Here is a 16,043-nt window from a genome sequence, read left to right on the forward strand (position 1 = left end):
CAGCTACTGACTAAACCAACAGTGGTGCTGCTCTGGGTAAAGGAGTCTGCCGGTTGAGTCTTTACGCCTATTGGCTTGAGCGGCTAGCCTCGAAGATCCCATCGAGCCAGCAACAGGCTTGCGCAGCTCTATGGCAACGGTTCTACCTTCGAGACGAATGCGCGGACCTGATCAGCGAGGAGTCTATCTGACTGACGACCGACTTTGGAATAAGGTCGAAGAGCACGCCCCAACTTGACGCTACAACTGAATCTTGACGACAGAGCGGCACTTTCCTAAGTGTCTGATATTATACGTAAAAATGGAAGCAAAAAATGAAAAGTCAGGATCCTGGCGCCCCAGCCATCCCTCACATTGCCAACCAGCTCCGCCCCGGGCATCGCCCAGCGCAGGATCAGCGTTGTTTCAACTGCGCTGCGTGGCGATCTGCCTCGGAACCAGGAACCTGGCCGCAAGGGCGCAGAGCAAGATGGTGAACATCAGGATCAGCGCCACCAGCGCGTTGATATCCGGCGAGAAACCCAGTCGCATCATCGCCCACAGGCGTACCGGCAGCGTCGTCTGGGTGCCGGTGACCAGAATGGTGATCATGGTCTCGTCGAATGACAGGGCGAAAGCCAGGATGGCGCCGCCCACCGTCGCGCTCGAAAGGTTGGGCAGGATGACGCGCCAGAAGGTCTGCCATTTGGTCGCGCCGAGGTCGTAGGAGGCCTCGACCAGCGTGCGGCTCATCGACTGCAGGCGCGTCAGCACCGTGCGATAGACGATGGCGAGCACGAAGACCGTATGGCCTATGACGACCGTCAGCAGCGAGCGTTCGAGCCCGATCTCACGGAAGAAGATCAACAGCGCCAGGCCGCTGATGATGGGCGGCATCAGGAACGGCAGAAAGACGATGAACTGCAGCAGCGAGCGGCCGGCGCGGCGGCCATGATAGTAGAGGGCCAGCAATGTGCCGCTCACGACCGAGAGGACGACCGTGCAGACGCCGACGACGAGCGTGGTGCGGAGGGCGGCCAGAATCTCGTGATTCCCAGCCAATGCGACATAGGTCTCGACCGTCGGTGACGACCAGTCGACCTCGCCGCGCGCCACGGGAAAGAAGGACGACGCGATGGGCACGAAAAGCGGGCTGTAGAGCAGCGCCGCGACCAGGACGGTTATCGCGGCGAGAAGGATGGTGGAGAGGCGCGGCGCTGCGATCAAAGCGAGGTCCCCCGATTGCGCCCGAAGCGCTCGCCGAGAAGGATCGCGACGATCACCACGACGGCCAGCGCCACCGACAGAGCGGCGCCGAAGGGCCAGTTATAGGCGGTGCCGAACTGGCTGTAGAGGATGCGGCCGAAGGTGAAGCCGCTGATGCCGCCGACCATCTGCGGCGTCAGGAAATCGCCGATCGCCAGCACGAAGACGAAGCTCGCCGCCGAGGCGACGCCGGGCAGGGACAGCGGCAAGGTGATGCGCAGGAACGTCTGCAGGCTGCTTGCGCCGAGATCGTCGGACGCGCGCAACAGCACCTGCGGGATGCGCTCCAGTGCCAGGAAGATCGGCAGGATCGCGAAGGGAATCAAAAGCAGCGTCAGCGTGAGCAGGATAGCGTTCATGTTGAAGACGAAGAGCGTCGACGGCTCGGCGAGAATGCCAAGTCCGACCAGCGCCTTGTTGAGAAAACCATTGAGGCCGAGAATGCTGCGTATCGCGTAGATCTTGATGACGTAGCTCATCAAGAGCGGCACCATGAGCAGCATCAGCAGCGCGTAACGCCAGCGGCCGCGCAGCGTGGTCAGGAAATAGGCTGTCGGATAGGCGAGCAGGATCGAGATCACCGCCACCGACAGGCAGAGCACGATCGTGCGCCAGAACACCGGGAGGAAGACGGGATCGGTGAAGAAGCGGAGATAGTTGGCGAGCGTCGGCGCATAGACGATCTGGCCCTGGTCGACGCTGAAGAAGCTGTAGACCAGGAAGATCGCCAGTGGCACCAGGACGAACACCACCGGCAACGCAAAGGCAAGCGCGGTGACCAGCGGCGACCAGCGGATGGCGACGGGACGCGCCAGGCCAGCGCTCTTCATGCCAGCACCAGATGGCCTTCGTGCGGCGCGAAGGAAAGCGCCACGGTCTCACCGGTCCTGAGCGCGCTGCCGTCCACCCGGCTCGGAAAGCGCAGCCTGAGGCGATGCGCGGCATCGCCGCCGGCCGTGATGGTGGCGACCGTCGAGGAGCCGGCAAAGGCAAGATCGGCGACGATGCCGGAAAGACGGTTCCCGGCATCGCCGTCGCCGGCAAGTCGCAGCGCTTCGGGGCGGAAGGCGGCGAAGCCGCTGGCGCCGGTCGCCGCGGCCTTGAGATGCGGCTGGCCAGCGACCGAACAGACCAGCCGGCCGAGCGCCGTCTCGATCGCGCGGAATTCGCCCTGCGTCTCAGCGAGCCTGCCTCCCACGAGATTGTTCTCGCCGAAGAAGCGCGCCACGAACTCGCAGTTCGGCTTGTAATAAAGCTCGTGCGGGCTGCCGAGCTGGCGGATATGGCCGGCCTGCATGACGCAGATCCGGTCGGCCATGCCGATGGCTTCCTCCTGGTCGTGGGTGACGAACAGGAAGGTGGTCTTGACCTCGCGCTGGATGGATTTCAGGAACTCCTGCATCTGCCGGCGCAGTTCGAGGTCGAGAGCCGCGAGCGGCTCGTCGAGCAGGACGAGCCGGGGCTGGCAGATCAGGGCGCGAGCGAGCGCCACGCGCTGGCGCTGGCCGCCGGAGAGCTGGGCTGGAAAGCGGTCGGCGAACCGCCCGAGCTGCACCAATTCCAGAGCCTCGGCGACGCGGCGCGCGATCTCCTTGCGCGCCACGTGGCGAACCGACAGGCCGTAGCCGACATTGCCGGCGACGGTAAGATGCGGGAACAGCGCATAGTCCTGGAACACGGTGTTGAAGGGCCGCCGGTTGATCGGCATGCCGCTGATGTCCTGGCCGTCGAGGCGGATCTCGCCCGAAGTCAGCGGCTCCAGGCCGCCGATCAGCCTGAGCACCGTGGTCTTGCCCGAACCGGACGGTCCCAGCACGGTCAAGAACTCGCCATCGCGGATCGCAAGGTCGATGTCGTAGAGCACGGGAACGGTGCCATAGGACTTCGAGACGGAGCGCAGCGTGAGAAGGTCGCTGGTCTGGTTCATGGCTGACTTCCAAGAATAGCGTGTCGGCGGTCCGGTCCGGCCCGGACCGCCAGGTCCTCAAGGATCGCGAGGGCGGGTCAAGGCGCCGCCTTGATCTCGTTCCACAGGTCGGAGCGCTTGGTCGGGTCCTCGACATTGTTGAGCCAGACCAGCTTGTCGTTGCTGCCGGCGCTGCTCGACTCGACCACGGTGTTGCCGAAGCCGGTGCGCTCGGACAAGGCGCCGCTCACCTTCTTGCTCAGCATGAAGTCGATCCACTTCTCGGCCGCGTCCTTGTCGCGAACGCCCTTCGAGATGACCCAGTTGTCGAGCCAGGCGAGCGCGCCCTCGCTCGGATTGATGTAGGCGACGTGGGCGCCGATCTTCTGCAAGGCCTTGACCTGCTGCTGGCCGTAATTGGCCCAGATCAGGGCGACGTCGTTGTTCTGGTAGATCTGCTGGGCCTCGTCGGCGGTGGTGTAGAAGCTCAGCACATTGCCCTTCAGCTCGACGAGCTTGGCCTTGACCGCCGCCATCTGCTCGGCGCTGAGGTTGAACGGGTCCTTGTAGCCCAGCGTCAGCGCCGTGAAGGAGAAATTGTGCTCTCCATTGTCATAGGCCAGCACCTTGCCCTTGTAAGCCGGATCCCACAGCACTGACATCGATGTCGGCGCCGGCTTCACCTTGTCGGTATCGTAGATCAGGCCAATGGAATCGAAGCAGAACGGGATGCCGTAGACCTTGCCGTCCTTGGTGTCGCCGCTGACCTTTGTTATGTCGCGGAAGCGCGGCAGCGTGTCCTTCTGGTTGGGAAGCTTCGACAGGTCGATCGGCGTGACGAGGTCGGCCTGGATGTAGCGCTGCAGCTGCGCGGTGTTGACGGCGAAGACATCGAAGTCCTGCCCCTCGCTGCCCTTGATCTTGGCCCAGATCTCGTCGTCGCTGCCGATGAAGACGACATCGACGCCGATGCCGGTCTCGGCGGTGAAGTCCTTGACCCAATCGGCGTCTGCATAGCCATCCCAGGCCAGCACGCGCAGGTTCGCCGCGAGCGCCGACGACGCCATCAGGCCGATGCCGAGGCCGACACCCGCTATCCCTAGAAGCAGTCTCTTCAGTAGCATGATCATTCTCCCATTTGTTGTTTGTGATGATCTCAGTCCGCGGGTCTTGCCGTCACAGCGGGGTGACGGCCACCAGCCCCTCGTCCGGCACCGCCTGCATCCGGTTGCGCAACGGCTTTCCGAATTCCGGCGCCTGGATCTCGTATTCGTCGCCCGGCGCCGTCTTGATGCCGGAGGCGTAGCTCATCACCGCCGCGCCGAAGAAATAGGCATGCAGGTCGCCCGGCCGGCGGTGCATCGGGTAGCGGAAATGGTAGTGCTCGAGATTGGCGATCGAGTGCGACATGTGCGTCTCGCCCGACAGGAATTCCTGTTCCCAGATGACGGCGCCGTCCCGCCGGATGCGGGAATGCCCGCGCACCTCCGCCGGCAGCTCGCCAATCAGCAGCTCGGGGCCGATCGAGCAGGAGCGGAGTTTCGAGTGCGCGAGGTAGAGGTAGTTCTCGGCCTCGGTCACGTGGTCGGAATACTCGTTGCCCAGCGCGTAGCCGATGCGATAGGGGCGGCCGTCCGGTCCGTTGAGATAGAGGCCGACGATCTCAGCCTCCTCGGCACCCGCCTTGGCGAAGGCCGGCAGCGGCAGCGCGGCACCAGGCGGAACGACGCAGGTGCCGACGCCCTTGAAGAACCATTCCGGCTGGACGCCCAGCTCTCCCGGCGCGGGTTTGCCACCCTCCAGCCCCATGCGGAAGATTCTCAGCGAATCGGATTCGCCGGCGTCCTCGCCATGGGTCAGCACATGCATCTTGTCGCGCGCGGCAGCGCTCCCCGTGTGCGTCAGGCCGGTGCCGGTGATAAGGAAACGCGCCGGCTCCGGATGATCGACCGGAACGAGAACCCGGCCTTCGCGCAGCAGCTGGTCGTAATCGACTTTCTCGCCGCCGTTCCGCTCCTCGACGACCGACGCGATGGACCTGCCCTCGGCGACAGCCGCAGTGGCAAGTTCGAGAACCGTGTCGGTGCCGAGAAGGATGTGGAGCTGATCGCCGTCGGCGCTGACGCAGCCCACATGACGGCTGCCATCGGGCAAGTTGAACTGAACGAGACGCATGAACCTACCTTTTTCCTTCTCGCCGGGTCACACCCAGCCGCCGTCGACGATGAATTGCTGGCTCGAGCACATGCGGCTGTCATCGGCGGCCAGGAACAGCGCCATGCGCGCAATGTCGGATGGCTGCAGCCGGTCGGGCAGGCACTGCCTTTCCTCGATCTGGCGCTCGCCGGCCGGCGTCAGCCACAGACGCATCTGGCGCTCCGTCATCACCCAGCCCGGCACCATGCAGTTGACGCGGATGCGCTCGGGCCCGAGTTCGCGGGCAAGCGCCCGCGTCATGCCGTAGACGGCCGCCTTCGCCGTCACATAGGCGGGACAATCCGGGTCGCCGACCATCCAGGTGATCGAGCCGAAATTGATGATCGAGCCGCCGCCAAGGGCCTTCATCTGCGGGCGCACGGCCTGCGCGGCGAAGAACTGGTGGCGCAGGTTGACGGCCATACGGTCGTCCCAATAGGCGACGCTCACATCGGCGGTCTGATGGCGGTCGTCATTGCCGGCATTGTTGCAGAGAGCCTGGATGGGGCCGTTGCGGTCCCTCGCCTGCTCGACCGCCGCCTGCAGGGCCTCGACATTGCGCAGGTCGCAGGGAATGAACAGCGGTTCGGGATGGCCCTGCGCCGCGACCGCCGCCACCAGCTGTCGGGACGGCTCCACCGCCAGGTCGACGAAGGCGACGCGGCTGCCTTGCGCGCAGAAATGGCGCACGAGGCTCTCGCCGATGCCGCTGCCGCCGCCGGTTATGAAGACGCTGCGGCCCCGCAGGCTGGGGTAGATCGCATAGCTCCCGGTCTCGTCGCTCATTGCGGCACCTAATGCGAATGGCGGGGGATGCCGGCATCGCGGCGCCCGACAAGGAAATCGAAATCGCAGCCCCGATCGGCCTGCAGCACGCGCTCGACATAGAGGCTCTGGTAGCCGCCCTCGGGTGGCGCCGGCGGCTTCCAGTCGCGGCGGCGGGCGGCAAGCTCCTCTTCGGAAACCAGCAACTCGAGACGCCTGCCGGCCACGTCGAGATCGATGAGGTCGCCGTCGCGAACCAGGGCAAGCGCGCCACCCGCAGCAGCCTCGGGAGCAACATGCAGGACCACGGTGCCGTAGGCGGTGCCGCTCATGCGCGCATCGGAGATGCGGACCATGTCGGAAACACCCTGTTTCAGGAGCTTGGCCGGCAGCGGCATGTTGCCGACCTCGGCCATGCCGGGATAGCCGCGCGGCCCGCAATTCTTGAGCACCATCACCGACGAGGCATCGATGTCGAGGTCCGGGTCGTCGATGCGGGCGTAGTAGTGCTCGATATTCTCGAAGACCACCGCCCTGCCCCGGTGCTGCATCAGCGCAGGGGTCGCCGCCGACGGCTTTATGACGGCGCCGTTGGGCGCAAGGTTGCCGCGCAGCACCGATATGCCGCCTTCCCTGGTCAGCGGCCGGTCGAGCGGCCGGATTACCTCGCTGTTGTAGTTCGGCGCACCGTCGACTAGCTCGCCGATCGTCTTTCCGCTGACGGTCATGGCGTCGCGATGGAGAAACCCCGCCCCATCCAGCGACGCCATGACCGCAGCCAGCCCCCCGGCGTAGTAGAAATCTTCCATCAGGAACCGGCCCGACGGCATCAGGTCGACGATGGTCGGCACATCGCGGCCGAGGCGATCCCAGTCGTCGAGGCTGAGATCGACGCCGACGCGATGCGCGATCGCTATGAGGTGCAGCACCGCGTTGGTCGATCCGCCGATGGCGCCGTTGACGCGGATGGCGTTCTCGAAGGCCTGCCGGGTGAGGATTTGCGAAATCGTCACGTCCCGGTGCACAAGATCGACGATCTGCCGCCCGGCAAGCTGCGCAAGCACGCCACGGCGCGAGTCGACCGCCGGTATGGCGGCATTGTCCGGCATGCCGATGCCCAGCGCCTCGACCATGCTGGCCATTGTGGAAGCGGTGCCCATGGTCATGCAGCTGCCGGCCGACCGGCTCTGGCCCTGCTCCGCGGCGAGGAAGTCCTCGACCTTCATGCGCCCGGCCTTCACGTCCTCGGCTAATTTCCAGACATGGGTGCCGGAGCCGATGTCCTGACCGCGGAACTTGCCGTTCAGCATCGGGCCGCCCGACAGGGCGATGGTCGGCAGGTTGCAGGACGCCGCTCCCATAAGGAGCGACGGCGTGGTCTTGTCGCAGCCGACCATGAGCACGACGCCGTCGATAGGGTTGCCGCGAATGGACTCTTCGACGTCCATGCTCGCCAGATTGCGGAACAGCATCGCGGTCGGGCGCATGTTGCTTTCGCCGAGCGATGTCACGGGAAATTCGACCGGCAGGCCGCCGGCCTCATAGACGCCGCGCTTGACGTGATCGGCAAGCGCCCGCAAATGCGCATTGCACGGGGTCAGTTCCGACCAGGTGTTGCAGATGCCGATCACCGGGCGACCGTCGAACGCATCGTCCGGAATGCCCTGGTTCTTCATCCAGCTGCGGTGCATGAAGGCGTTCTTGCCTTCACCGCCGAACCAGGCTGTCGACCGCAGCTTTCGTCTTTCGCTCACGATCTCTGCTCCTTACGGCGCCTGTTGCGGTTCTCGACGCTGCGGCGAACGTCTTCCTCGGCATTGTCGATGAGGACGAGAAGCGCCTGCTGCGCGCCGCTTCCATCGCCGGCGGCGATCTTCTCGGCCACCTCGCGATGCAGCGGCAGCGAGTGGCGCTGCCCCTCCGGATTGTCGTTGGAGAGACGGAAGCTCATCATCAGGGCCGTTTCCACCAGCGCTGCCAGCGAGCCGATCAGTTCGTTGCCCGTCATGCGCAGGATGGTCTGGTGGAAGATGAGGTCGGGCTTAGCAAAGCGGTCGCCGTCGTCGCCCACGACCTCCATTTCGGCGAGCGCGGCGTTGAGATCGGCAAGCTGCGCCGGCGTCGCGCGCTTGGCCGCAAGCGCGGCCGACATCGGCTCGATCGCCCGGCGCAGCTCGAAAAGGGCGGTGACGTCCTCGGCGCTGACGCCCGCCGCGTAGCGCCATGAAAGGACGTCCGGATCGAGGAAATTCCAGTCGGAGCGTGGGCGCACCCGGGTGCCGGTCTTAGGCCGCGACTCGACCAGCCCCTTGCCCGCCAGGACCTTGATGGCCTCGCGCAGCACGGTGCGGCTGACGCCCAGCATCTCACTGGAATCATCGGCATTGGGGAGTGCCTCGCCCGGCAGGAAATCGCCCTGGACAATGCGCAGCCCGATCTGCTCGACGACCGTCGCATGCAGCGCCGTCGAGCCGCTGGCGACCGCCGCGACGACCCGCGACGTGCGTGCGGTGCTGAAGGATTTTGTATTCTTCATACTATTCATATGATATGTCTTTATCCAGCCATAGTTGAGAGTCAAGCCGCTGGAGAGAGGATGGATGGAAATTTTGAGACAAGAGGCGCGGACGGCCTGGTCACGATCACCGACGGTCTGGCGACGGTCGAGATCGCCCCGGCCGCCGGCGGCGCGCTGGCGTCATATCGCTGGCGGAAAATGGGCATGCCGTCGATTGGCTACGCCCCGCCCTGCCCGCCGCGTTCGACAGCCGCGACGCGGGCGCGATGGCCTGCTTTCCGCTGGTCCCCTACTCCAATCGTGTAAGGGGCGGCCGCTTCAGCTTCGCCGGCCGGACCATAGAGTTGCCGACGCGACCAGACGACCCGCATTATGAGCACGGCCATGGCTGGCGACTGCCGTGGACGCTGGCCGGACACCAGCAAGCCAGGGCGATCCTGCGCTATCGCCACGATGCCGATTCCTGGCCCTGGAGCTACGAGGCCGAGCAGAGGATCGGACTCGTACGGGGCTGCCTGAGCATCCGGATCTCGCTGCGCAACCTCTCGGACACGCCCATGCCGGGCGGGTTCGGGCTTCATCCCTATTTTCCCGCCACGCCGTGGACGCATATCCAGGCCGATGTCACCGGGATGTGGGAAACCGACGCCCAGGTTCTGCCCACACGCCATGTTTCGCCGCCCGCGGGCGCCGATCCGACAACGGGCTTCGACGTCGCCGAGGCCGCATTCGACACCGTCTTCACGGGATGGACACGCCGTGCCCGCATCACCTGGCCGGATGAGGAACGGCTATTGGACATCGAGGCCGAAGCACAGCTCGATTTCCTGGTGCTCTACACACCGCCAGGCGAGCCGTTCTTCTGCGCCGAGCCGGTCAGCAACGTCACCGACGCCTTCAACCGGTTGGACGAAGACACAGGCTGCATGGTGCTACGCGCCTGGCGAGAGCCGCTCGGCAAGCGTCCGCTTCATGCCGTCACAGACAGTCTGATGTATGCCGCCCGGAGCCACGGAGCGGGTTCCGGTTGGCGCACCTTGGGGCGTGCGCTCCTCAGCCGACGGATGCCGGAAGCCATCGCTTTTCGACAAGGCAGACCATCGTGTAGGCAGGATCAAAGACGTTTCCGACGTGATACCGGACAACCTGTCCCATCAGATGCGATGCGGCGGCGGCGGACAATCCATAATCGCTGGTCAGCCAGTTGAGCATGTCCGTGGTCGCATGCTGAAGGGCCTGATCCAGCGGCCGCGCGTTGCCGACCGAGAAAATGTGCGTTTCGTTTTCACCGCGAGGCCATGTCAACCGCCTGTTCTTTTCCACGCTAAGGCGTAGCTGCACTTCAAAACAGGTCTCGATCCCGGTTCCGACGATCTCCCCATCGCCCTGCGTTGCATGGCAATCGCCCGCAAAGAAGAGCGCACCCTCCACGGCGACGGGAAACCAAACGGTCGCGCCAGGCCGAAAGCCGCGATAATCCATGTTCCCGCCATTCTCCGCGCTTGTCGCGGTGGAGAAAGCCTGGCCCATCGCGGGCGCCACGCCAAAGCAACCGATCATCGGTTCGAGCGGCAGCACGAAGTTCTCAAGGCCTGGCGGCGGCTCCTGCAACTTCGCGATTCGCGATTCCAGATCGACCAGCCAGTCGGCTCTGTCGCGCGCCGGCAATTGGCGAGCAGCCTCGGGATCGACAACATTCGCGGCCAGCGACGAGATCGTCCAGCCGGAGGGGCGGATAGGATCCATGCGCAGGATGTCCACGCGGAGCGCGTCGCCCGGTTCGGCTCCCGTCACGAAGACCGGGCCGTTCATCGGGTTTGGACCATGAGCCGGTCGCGCACCGTTCTTGTCGAAGCCCCTGGCGTCCAGCGTCTCTGTGATCACGACATCGCCGGATGCAATTGTGAGCGCCGGCGCGACCGTCCCGAGGACATTGTGCCACGTGCTGTTGATGAGCCTGTGCGTTGCCATGGAATGGCAGTAGCGAAGGCGTTGCCGCGGGGCAAGTGGGCGGATCGAGATCCTGGCGCCCGATCGTTCCATTGGTATCGGCGAGTTGGCCGCCACGATGCAGGACGGACCTGGCGCCAGCCCGACAAATCCAGTGCCCGGCCTAAACCTTTTCCACCAACAGGCGTTGTTGTCCACCCGGCCGGTTTTCCAGGCGACCGGCAAAACGGACGATGGAGAGGCTCAACCGATGTATTTCATGGCATTGGCCACCGACTATGACGGCACGCTGGCGCATGATGGCCTGGTCACCGCGAGCACGATCTCGGCGTTGGAGAAGCTGAAGAAATCCGGGCGAAAGCTCATCCTGGTCACCGGGCGCGAGCTGCCCGACCTGAAGGAGGTGTTTCCCGAACTGTCGCTGTTCGACAAGGTCGTGGCCGAAAACGGCGCGCTGATCTACACGCCGGCGAGCGAGGAAGAGCGCACGATCTCGCCCTCGCCTTCCGCGGATCTCGTCGACAGGCTGAAGAAGCGCGGCGTGAAGCCGCTCTCGGTCGGGCGATCGATCGTCGCCACCTGGGAACCGCATCAGGCGACCGTGCTCGATGTCATCAAGAAGCTCGGGCTGGAGCTGGAAATCATCTTCAACAAGGGCGCGGTGATGATCCTGCCTTCCGGCGTCAACAAGGCGACCGGGCTGGCGGCGGCGCTCGAAGACCTGAAACTGTCGGCGCACAATGTCGTGGCGGTCGGCGACGCCGAGAACGACCACGCTTTTCTCAGGGCCTCGGGCTGCAGCGTCGCGGTGGCCAACGCGCTGCCCGCCGTCAAGGAAACCGCAGATCTCGTCACCAAGGAGGTGCGCGGCAAGGGCGTCGAGGAACTGATCCGCAAGCTGATCAAGCACGACCACCTCATTGCCAAGAAGCGCTTGGGCGGCGTGCTGCTCGGAACTTCGCGCGGCAAGGACATCTATCTGTCGCCGACCGAAACAGTGCTGATCGCCGGCAGCTCGGGCATCGGCAAATCGACCCTGGCCACGGCGCTCACCGAGCGGCTGGTCGAGAAGGGTTTGCAGTTCTGCATTTTCGACCCCGAGGGCGACTATGACGGGCTGAAAGGCGCGGTGCCGCTCGGCAACGGCTCGACCGCGCCCAACAAGGAGCAGCTGCTGGAACTGATCGAGAAGCCGCAGAACAATGTCGTGGTCAACGGCCTGGCGCTGAAGGTGGACGAGCGGCCTGATTTCTTCGCCGAATTGCTGCCCGGCCTCGGCAATATCCGCTACCGGACGGCAAGGCCGCACTGGCTGATCATCGACGAGGCGCATCACTTGATGCCCAAGCGGCGCGGGGATACGCGTTCGGTGCTTTCGATCGAGCTGCCCGGCACGGTGCTGATCACCGTCCACCCCGAAGCAATCTCCACCGACGCGCTCGGCCTGGTGACGGCGGTGATCGCGCTTGGCCCCCAGGCGAAGGGCGTGATCAAGACCTTCTGCAAGGAAACGGGACTCCCGGCGCCGAAGGACATTCCATCGCCGAAGGGCGACCGCGTGCTGTTCTGGCGCCCGCATGACGGCAAGGCGCCGTTCTCGGTCAAGGCGATCGAGCCCGCCCAGTCGCTGAAGCGCCACAGCCGCAAATATGCCGAGGGCGAGCTCGACGAAGAGGGCAGCTTCTATTTCACCGGACCGAAGAAGGCGATGAACCTCAGAGCCCATAACCTCATCATCTTCGCGCAGATGGCGGAAGGCATCGACGACAAGACATGGGAACACCATTTGCGCGCCGGCGATTATTCCAAATGGTTCCGCCAGCAGATCAGGGACAAGGACCTCGCCCGAGAGACGGCGGAGGCGGAGAAGAACAAGGCGTTGTCGGCCGAGGAAAGCCGCAAGCTGGTGATCGACGCCGTGCGGCGCAGGTATACGGCGCCTGCGACAGCTCCGGAAAAGTAGGATTGGTCGTCGAACCTGAGAGGTGAGCTCAGCTCGCCTCGCGCATCGCTTCGGCCGCTTGCAGGTCGACCGAGACCAGCTGGCTGACGCCCTGCTCGGCCATGGTGACGCCGAAGAGGCGATCCATGCGCGCCATGGTGATCGGGTTGTGGGTGATGATGACGAAGCGGGTTTCCGTCGTCTTCGCCATCTCTTCCATCAAATTGCAGAAGCGCTCGACATTGTGGTCGTCGAGCGGCGCGTCGACCTCGTCGAGCACGCAGATCGGCGCGGGGTTGGTGAGGAAGACGGCGAAGATCAGCGACATCGCCGTCAGCGCCTGCTCGCCGCCGGAAAGCAGCGTCATGGTCTGCGGCTTCTTGCCGGGCGGGCGAGCGAGGATTTCAAGGCCAGCTTCCAGGGGATCTTCCGACTCGATCAGCTGCAGCTCGGCCGTGCCACCGCCGAACAGATGCGAAAACAGCCGCTGGAAATGGCCGTTGACCACCTCGAAGGCGGACAGCAGCCGCTCGCGGCCCTCGCGGTTGAGGCTCTGGATCGCCTGGCGCAGTTTCCTGATCGCCTCGATGATGTCCTCGCGCTCGGAAACGATGGTCTCCAGCCGCTCCGATAGCTCCCGCTGCTCTTCCTCGGCGCGCAAATTGACCGCGCCAAGCCGCTCGCGCTCGATCTTCAGGCGGTCGAGCTGTCGCTCGATCTCGGCCATGTCGGGCATCGGATCGTCGGCTTTGAGCCCGGTATGCTGGAAGACCAGATGCGGCGGCGTGTTCAGCGCTTCCTGGATGCGCGCCTCGACCTCGGCGCGGCGTTCGTCCGCCGCGGTGAGCCGCTCCTCGGCGCGCACGCGGGTCTCGCGCGCCTCGGCGAGCGACTGGATCGCCGCGGTGGCCGCCTTGTCGAGCTCGGCCTGCTTGTTCTCCGCCTCCTGCAGGCGGTCGCTCGCCGTCTGGCGCAACGCCTCCGCCTCTGAAAGCTGCGTCAGCAAAGCGCGGCGCTTGGCATCGATCTCGTCCGGCGCATCGGCCAACCGCTCGCGTTCGGCCTCGGCCTCGGCCTTGCGCTCGCCAAGCGCGGCAATCTGCGTCGAGGCGTTCTCGGCGCGCTCCACCCAGTTCCTGCGCTCCGCGCCGATGGCGTCGAGCCGGCGCATGCGCACCTCGGCCTCGCGGCGCAGCCCCTCATGCACGGCCCGCGCGTCGGCAAGCGTAGCGCGGTCGCGCGAGACATTGGCCGAAGCCTGTTCGAGCTGCCGCTGAAGATCGCCGAGATCGGGCGCGTCCTTGAGCATCTCCTCGGCTTCGAGGAAGGCAGCCTGCGTCTCCTCATGGCTTTCGACGATGCGCGCGCGGGCGTCGTCCAAGGCAGCGCGGCGGCTCACCAGCTCGCCGCCGGCCTTCTCGGCGTCGGCCAGCGCATTGCGGGCGGCATCCAACGCATGCTGTGCGTCGCGGCCGGCCTGGCGCGCATTGCGCTCGGCCTCGCTTGCCTGGCGCATCGCCTGCTCGGCGCGCGCCAGCGCCTCCTCCGCCTCGCGCACGACGCGCGTCGCCTGCACGGCTTCGGCATCGAGCTCGGCCAGTCGATTCTTCTGCGCCAGCCGCAGCGCGGCGGCAGTCGGCGCGTCGGCGCTAGCGGTGAGGCCATCCCAACGCCAGAGCGCGCCATCGCGGCTGACCAGCCGCTGGCCAGGAGCCAGAAGCGCTTGGAGCCGGCGACCGTCGGCGGCTTCGACAACGCCGGTCTGCGCCAGGCGGCGGGCGAGCTGCGACGGCGCATGCACCACGCTTGCCAGGCTCTTCACACCCTCGGGCAATACGGCATCTCCCGGCTGAACCGCACTTTCGCCCCAATGCACCGGGGCGCTGCGGTCGAGCGGGACGTCGAGGTCCTCGCCGAGCGCCGCGCCAAGCGCCGTCTCATAGCCGCGCTCGACGCTGATCTGTTCAAGCACTGAAGGAAAAAGATCGCCGCCGCTGGTGGCGTTGAGGATTTTTGCCAGCGTGCGTGCTTCGGTCTCGATGCGCGCCAGTTCCGCCCTGGCATCCTGCAGCGGAGGCCTTGCGGCGCTTTCGGCCGCGCGCGCCTCGGCGACGGCCTGCTCGGCTGCGATGGCGCCGGCCTCGCTCTCTTCAAGCCTGGCCAGCGCATCCTCGACCAGCAGCCGCTTTTCAGCGGGATCCGGCAGCCCGGAAATGCGCGCGACGATGTCGGAAAGCTCGCGGTCGACGTCGGCGAGCTGGCGGGCGAAGCGGTCGCGGCGCTCGGCTGTTTCGCGCAACGAGCGCTCGATCTGGTGGCGCGAGGCCGCCGCCTCGGCGCGCTCGGCGGTCAGCGCGGCAAGTCTTGCCTCGCTCTGCGACAGCGTAGCACCTGCCTGCTCGAAAGCGGCGCGCGTGGTCGCCTCGCGCTCGGCGGCGCCGGCATTTTCCGAATTGAGCTCGGCTTCCTCGACGCGCAGGCGCTCGAGGATATCGGCATTGTCGCGCACCATCCGCTCCTCGCGGGCGATGTCGGCGTCGAGCTGCTGCAGACGGCGTTCGAGCTCGGTCTGGCGGGCACGGATGCGGCCGGCCTCCTCCTCGATCTGCGTCTTGGCGATCGACAGGCGCTGGAAGGCGGCGGCCGCGGCGGCTTCGGCGTCGCGCAGGTCCGGCAGCCGGTGCGCGGCGATGCCCTGCTCCCTGGCGGCGGCCATCTGGGCGGCGGCGCGGTCGCCGACCAGCGTGGTGGCGACGGCAAGCGCGGAGCGCGCCTCGCCTTCCTGGGTCTTTGCCAGCGTCCAGCGCAGATGCAACAGCGTCGCTTCGGCCTTGCGGATATCGGCCGACAGGTTCTTGAAGCGCGAGGCCTGGCGCGCCTGGCGCTTCAGGCTTTCGATCTGGCCTTCCAGCTCGCCGACGACGTCGTCCAGCCGTTCCAGATTCTGCTCGGCGGCCTTCAGCCGAAGCTCGGCTTCATGTCGGCGCGTGTGCAGGCCGGAAATGCCGGCCGCTTCTTCGAGCAGCGCGCGGCGCGCCTGCGGCTTCGCCTGGATCAACTCGCCGATACGGCCCTGGCCGACCATGGAGGGCGAGCGGGCGCCGGTCGACTGGTCGGCAAAGAGCAACTGCACGTCCTTGGCGCGGGCTTCCTTGCCGTTGATGCGGTAGAGCGAGCCGGCCTCGCGCTCGATGCGGCGCGAGACCTGCAATTCGTCGGCGTCGTTGAAGGCGGCCGGCGCCGTGCGGTCTGTGTTGTCGAGGAAAAGCGTGACTTCGGCGGTGTTGCGCGCCGGGCGCGCGCCGGAGCCGGAAAAGATCACGTCGTCCATGCCGGACGCGCGCATGTTCTTGTAGGAGCTTTCGCCCATCACCCAGCGCAAAGCTTCGACGAGGTTTGACTTGCCGCAGCCGTTCGGCCCGACAATGCCGGTCAGCCCGCGTTCGATGACGAACTCGCCGGGCTCGACGAAGGATTTGAAACCGAGAAGGCGAAGGCGCGAAAATTTCATTCGCGCCGCC

Annotated in this window: 11 protein-coding genes and 1 pseudogene; 2 read left to right on the forward strand and 10 right to left on the reverse strand. The window is 65.7% G+C overall.

What is annotated here, in order from left to right; genetic code table 11:
* Window positions 1-405: 405 nt before the first annotated feature.
* The 8 genes from EJ072_RS03155 to EJ072_RS03190 all read right to left on the reverse strand — a co-directional run bounded on the left by EJ072_RS03155 (window position 406) and on the right by EJ072_RS03190 (window position 8,648).
* Complete coding sequence (locus EJ072_RS03155) at window positions 406-1,206, reverse strand: ABC transporter permease (protein WP_126078534.1); 801 nt, start codon at window positions 1,204-1,206, stop codon at window positions 406-408.
* Complete coding sequence (locus tag EJ072_RS03160; RefSeq protein WP_126078535.1) at window positions 1,203-2,075, reverse strand: ABC transporter permease; 873 nt, start codon at window positions 2,073-2,075, stop codon at window positions 1,203-1,205. The genes EJ072_RS03155 and EJ072_RS03160 overlap by 4 nt, the downstream gene beginning before the upstream one ends.
* Complete coding sequence (locus EJ072_RS03165; RefSeq protein WP_126078536.1) at window positions 2,072-3,172, reverse strand: ABC transporter ATP-binding protein; 1,101 nt, start codon at window positions 3,170-3,172, stop codon at window positions 2,072-2,074. The genes EJ072_RS03160 and EJ072_RS03165 overlap by 4 nt, the downstream gene beginning before the upstream one ends.
* Before the next feature lie 77 nt (window positions 3,173-3,249).
* Window positions 3,250-4,275 carry an ABC transporter substrate-binding protein gene (locus EJ072_RS03170; RefSeq protein ID WP_126078537.1) on the reverse strand — a complete coding sequence of 342 codons (1,026 nt, stop codon included), beginning with the start codon at window positions 4,273-4,275 and terminating at the stop codon, window positions 3,250-3,252.
* Window positions 4,276-4,327: 52 nt separating this feature from the next.
* The gene (gene araD1, locus EJ072_RS03175) at window positions 4,328-5,326 is read right to left on the reverse strand and encodes an AraD1 family protein (protein WP_126078538.1); all 999 of its coding nucleotides are present in this window, start codon (window positions 5,324-5,326) and stop codon (window positions 4,328-4,330) included.
* Window positions 5,327-5,353: 27 nt separating this feature from the next.
* Window positions 5,354-6,133 (reverse strand): SDR family oxidoreductase, encoded by a 780-nt coding sequence (locus EJ072_RS03180; protein WP_126078539.1) that lies wholly within the window; start codon window positions 6,131-6,133, stop codon window positions 5,354-5,356.
* A gap of 8 nt (window positions 6,134-6,141) precedes the next feature.
* Entirely contained in the window at window positions 6,142-7,869 is a 1,728-nt protein-coding gene (locus EJ072_RS03185) for an IlvD/Edd family dehydratase (RefSeq protein WP_126078540.1), read from the reverse strand.
* Window positions 7,863-8,648, reverse strand: coding sequence for a FadR/GntR family transcriptional regulator (locus EJ072_RS03190; RefSeq protein ID WP_126078541.1), 786 nt, complete (start codon window positions 8,646-8,648; stop codon window positions 7,863-7,865). Before EJ072_RS03190 ends, EJ072_RS03185 begins: the two co-directional genes overlap by 7 nt.
* A 212-nt stretch (window positions 8,649-8,860) precedes the next feature.
* Here EJ072_RS03190 and EJ072_RS03195 point away from each other — a divergent pair.
* Window positions 8,861-9,469 (forward strand): annotated as a pseudogene (locus tag EJ072_RS03195) (aldose 1-epimerase); the annotation flags it as partial.
* Window positions 9,470-9,683: 214 nt separating this feature from the next.
* Here the strand turns inward: EJ072_RS03195 and EJ072_RS03200 are convergent.
* Complete coding sequence (locus EJ072_RS03200; protein WP_126078542.1) at window positions 9,684-10,601, reverse strand: acetamidase/formamidase family protein; 918 nt, start codon at window positions 10,599-10,601, stop codon at window positions 9,684-9,686.
* Between the two features lie 229 nt (window positions 10,602-10,830).
* On the opposite strand from EJ072_RS03200, the gene EJ072_RS03205 reads away from it, so the two are divergent.
* Window positions 10,831-12,543: an HAD family hydrolase gene (locus EJ072_RS03205; RefSeq protein WP_126078543.1), complete on the forward strand. Its 1,713-nt coding sequence runs from the start codon at window positions 10,831-10,833 to the stop codon at window positions 12,541-12,543.
* A 28-nt stretch (window positions 12,544-12,571) separates the two neighbouring features.
* Here the strand turns inward: EJ072_RS03205 and smc are convergent, their stop codons facing one another.
* Window positions 12,572-16,033 (reverse strand): chromosome segregation protein SMC, encoded by a 3,462-nt coding sequence (gene smc, locus EJ072_RS03210; RefSeq protein ID WP_126078544.1) that lies wholly within the window; start codon window positions 16,031-16,033, stop codon window positions 12,572-12,574.
* Window positions 16,034-16,043: the final 10 nt, after the last annotated feature.

The organism is Mesorhizobium sp. M2A.F.Ca.ET.046.03.2.1 (assembly GCF_003952425.1).
Taxonomy (GTDB): domain Bacteria; phylum Pseudomonadota; class Alphaproteobacteria; order Rhizobiales; family Rhizobiaceae; genus Mesorhizobium.

Coding starts and splice junctions, on each gene's coding strand:
- EJ072_RS03165 (WP_126078536.1), bottom strand. CDS start 3,172: ATGAACCAGACCAGCGACCTTCTCACGCTGCGCTCCGTCTCGAAGTCC.
- EJ072_RS03160 (WP_126078535.1), bottom strand. CDS start 2,075: ATGAAGAGCGCTGGCCTGGCGCGTCCCGTCGCCATCCGCTGGTCGCCG.
- EJ072_RS03205 (WP_126078543.1), top strand. CDS start 10,831: ATGTATTTCATGGCATTGGCCACCGACTATGACGGCACGCTGGCGCAT.
- araD1 (WP_126078538.1), bottom strand. CDS start 5,326: ATGCGTCTCGTTCAGTTCAACTTGCCCGATGGCAGCCGTCATGTGGGC.
- EJ072_RS03180 (WP_126078539.1), bottom strand. CDS start 6,133: ATGAGCGACGAGACCGGGAGCTATGCGATCTACCCCAGCCTGCGGGGC.
- EJ072_RS03190 (WP_126078541.1), bottom strand. CDS start 8,648: ATGAAGAATACAAAATCCTTCAGCACCGCACGCACGTCGCGGGTCGTC.
- smc (WP_126078544.1), bottom strand. CDS start 16,033: ATGAAATTTTCGCGCCTTCGCCTTCTCGGTTTCAAATCCTTCGTCGAG.
- EJ072_RS03170 (WP_126078537.1), bottom strand. CDS start 4,275: ATGCTACTGAAGAGACTGCTTCTAGGGATAGCGGGTGTCGGCCTCGGC.
- EJ072_RS03200 (WP_126078542.1), bottom strand. CDS start 10,601: ATGGCAACGCACAGGCTCATCAACAGCACGTGGCACAATGTCCTCGGG.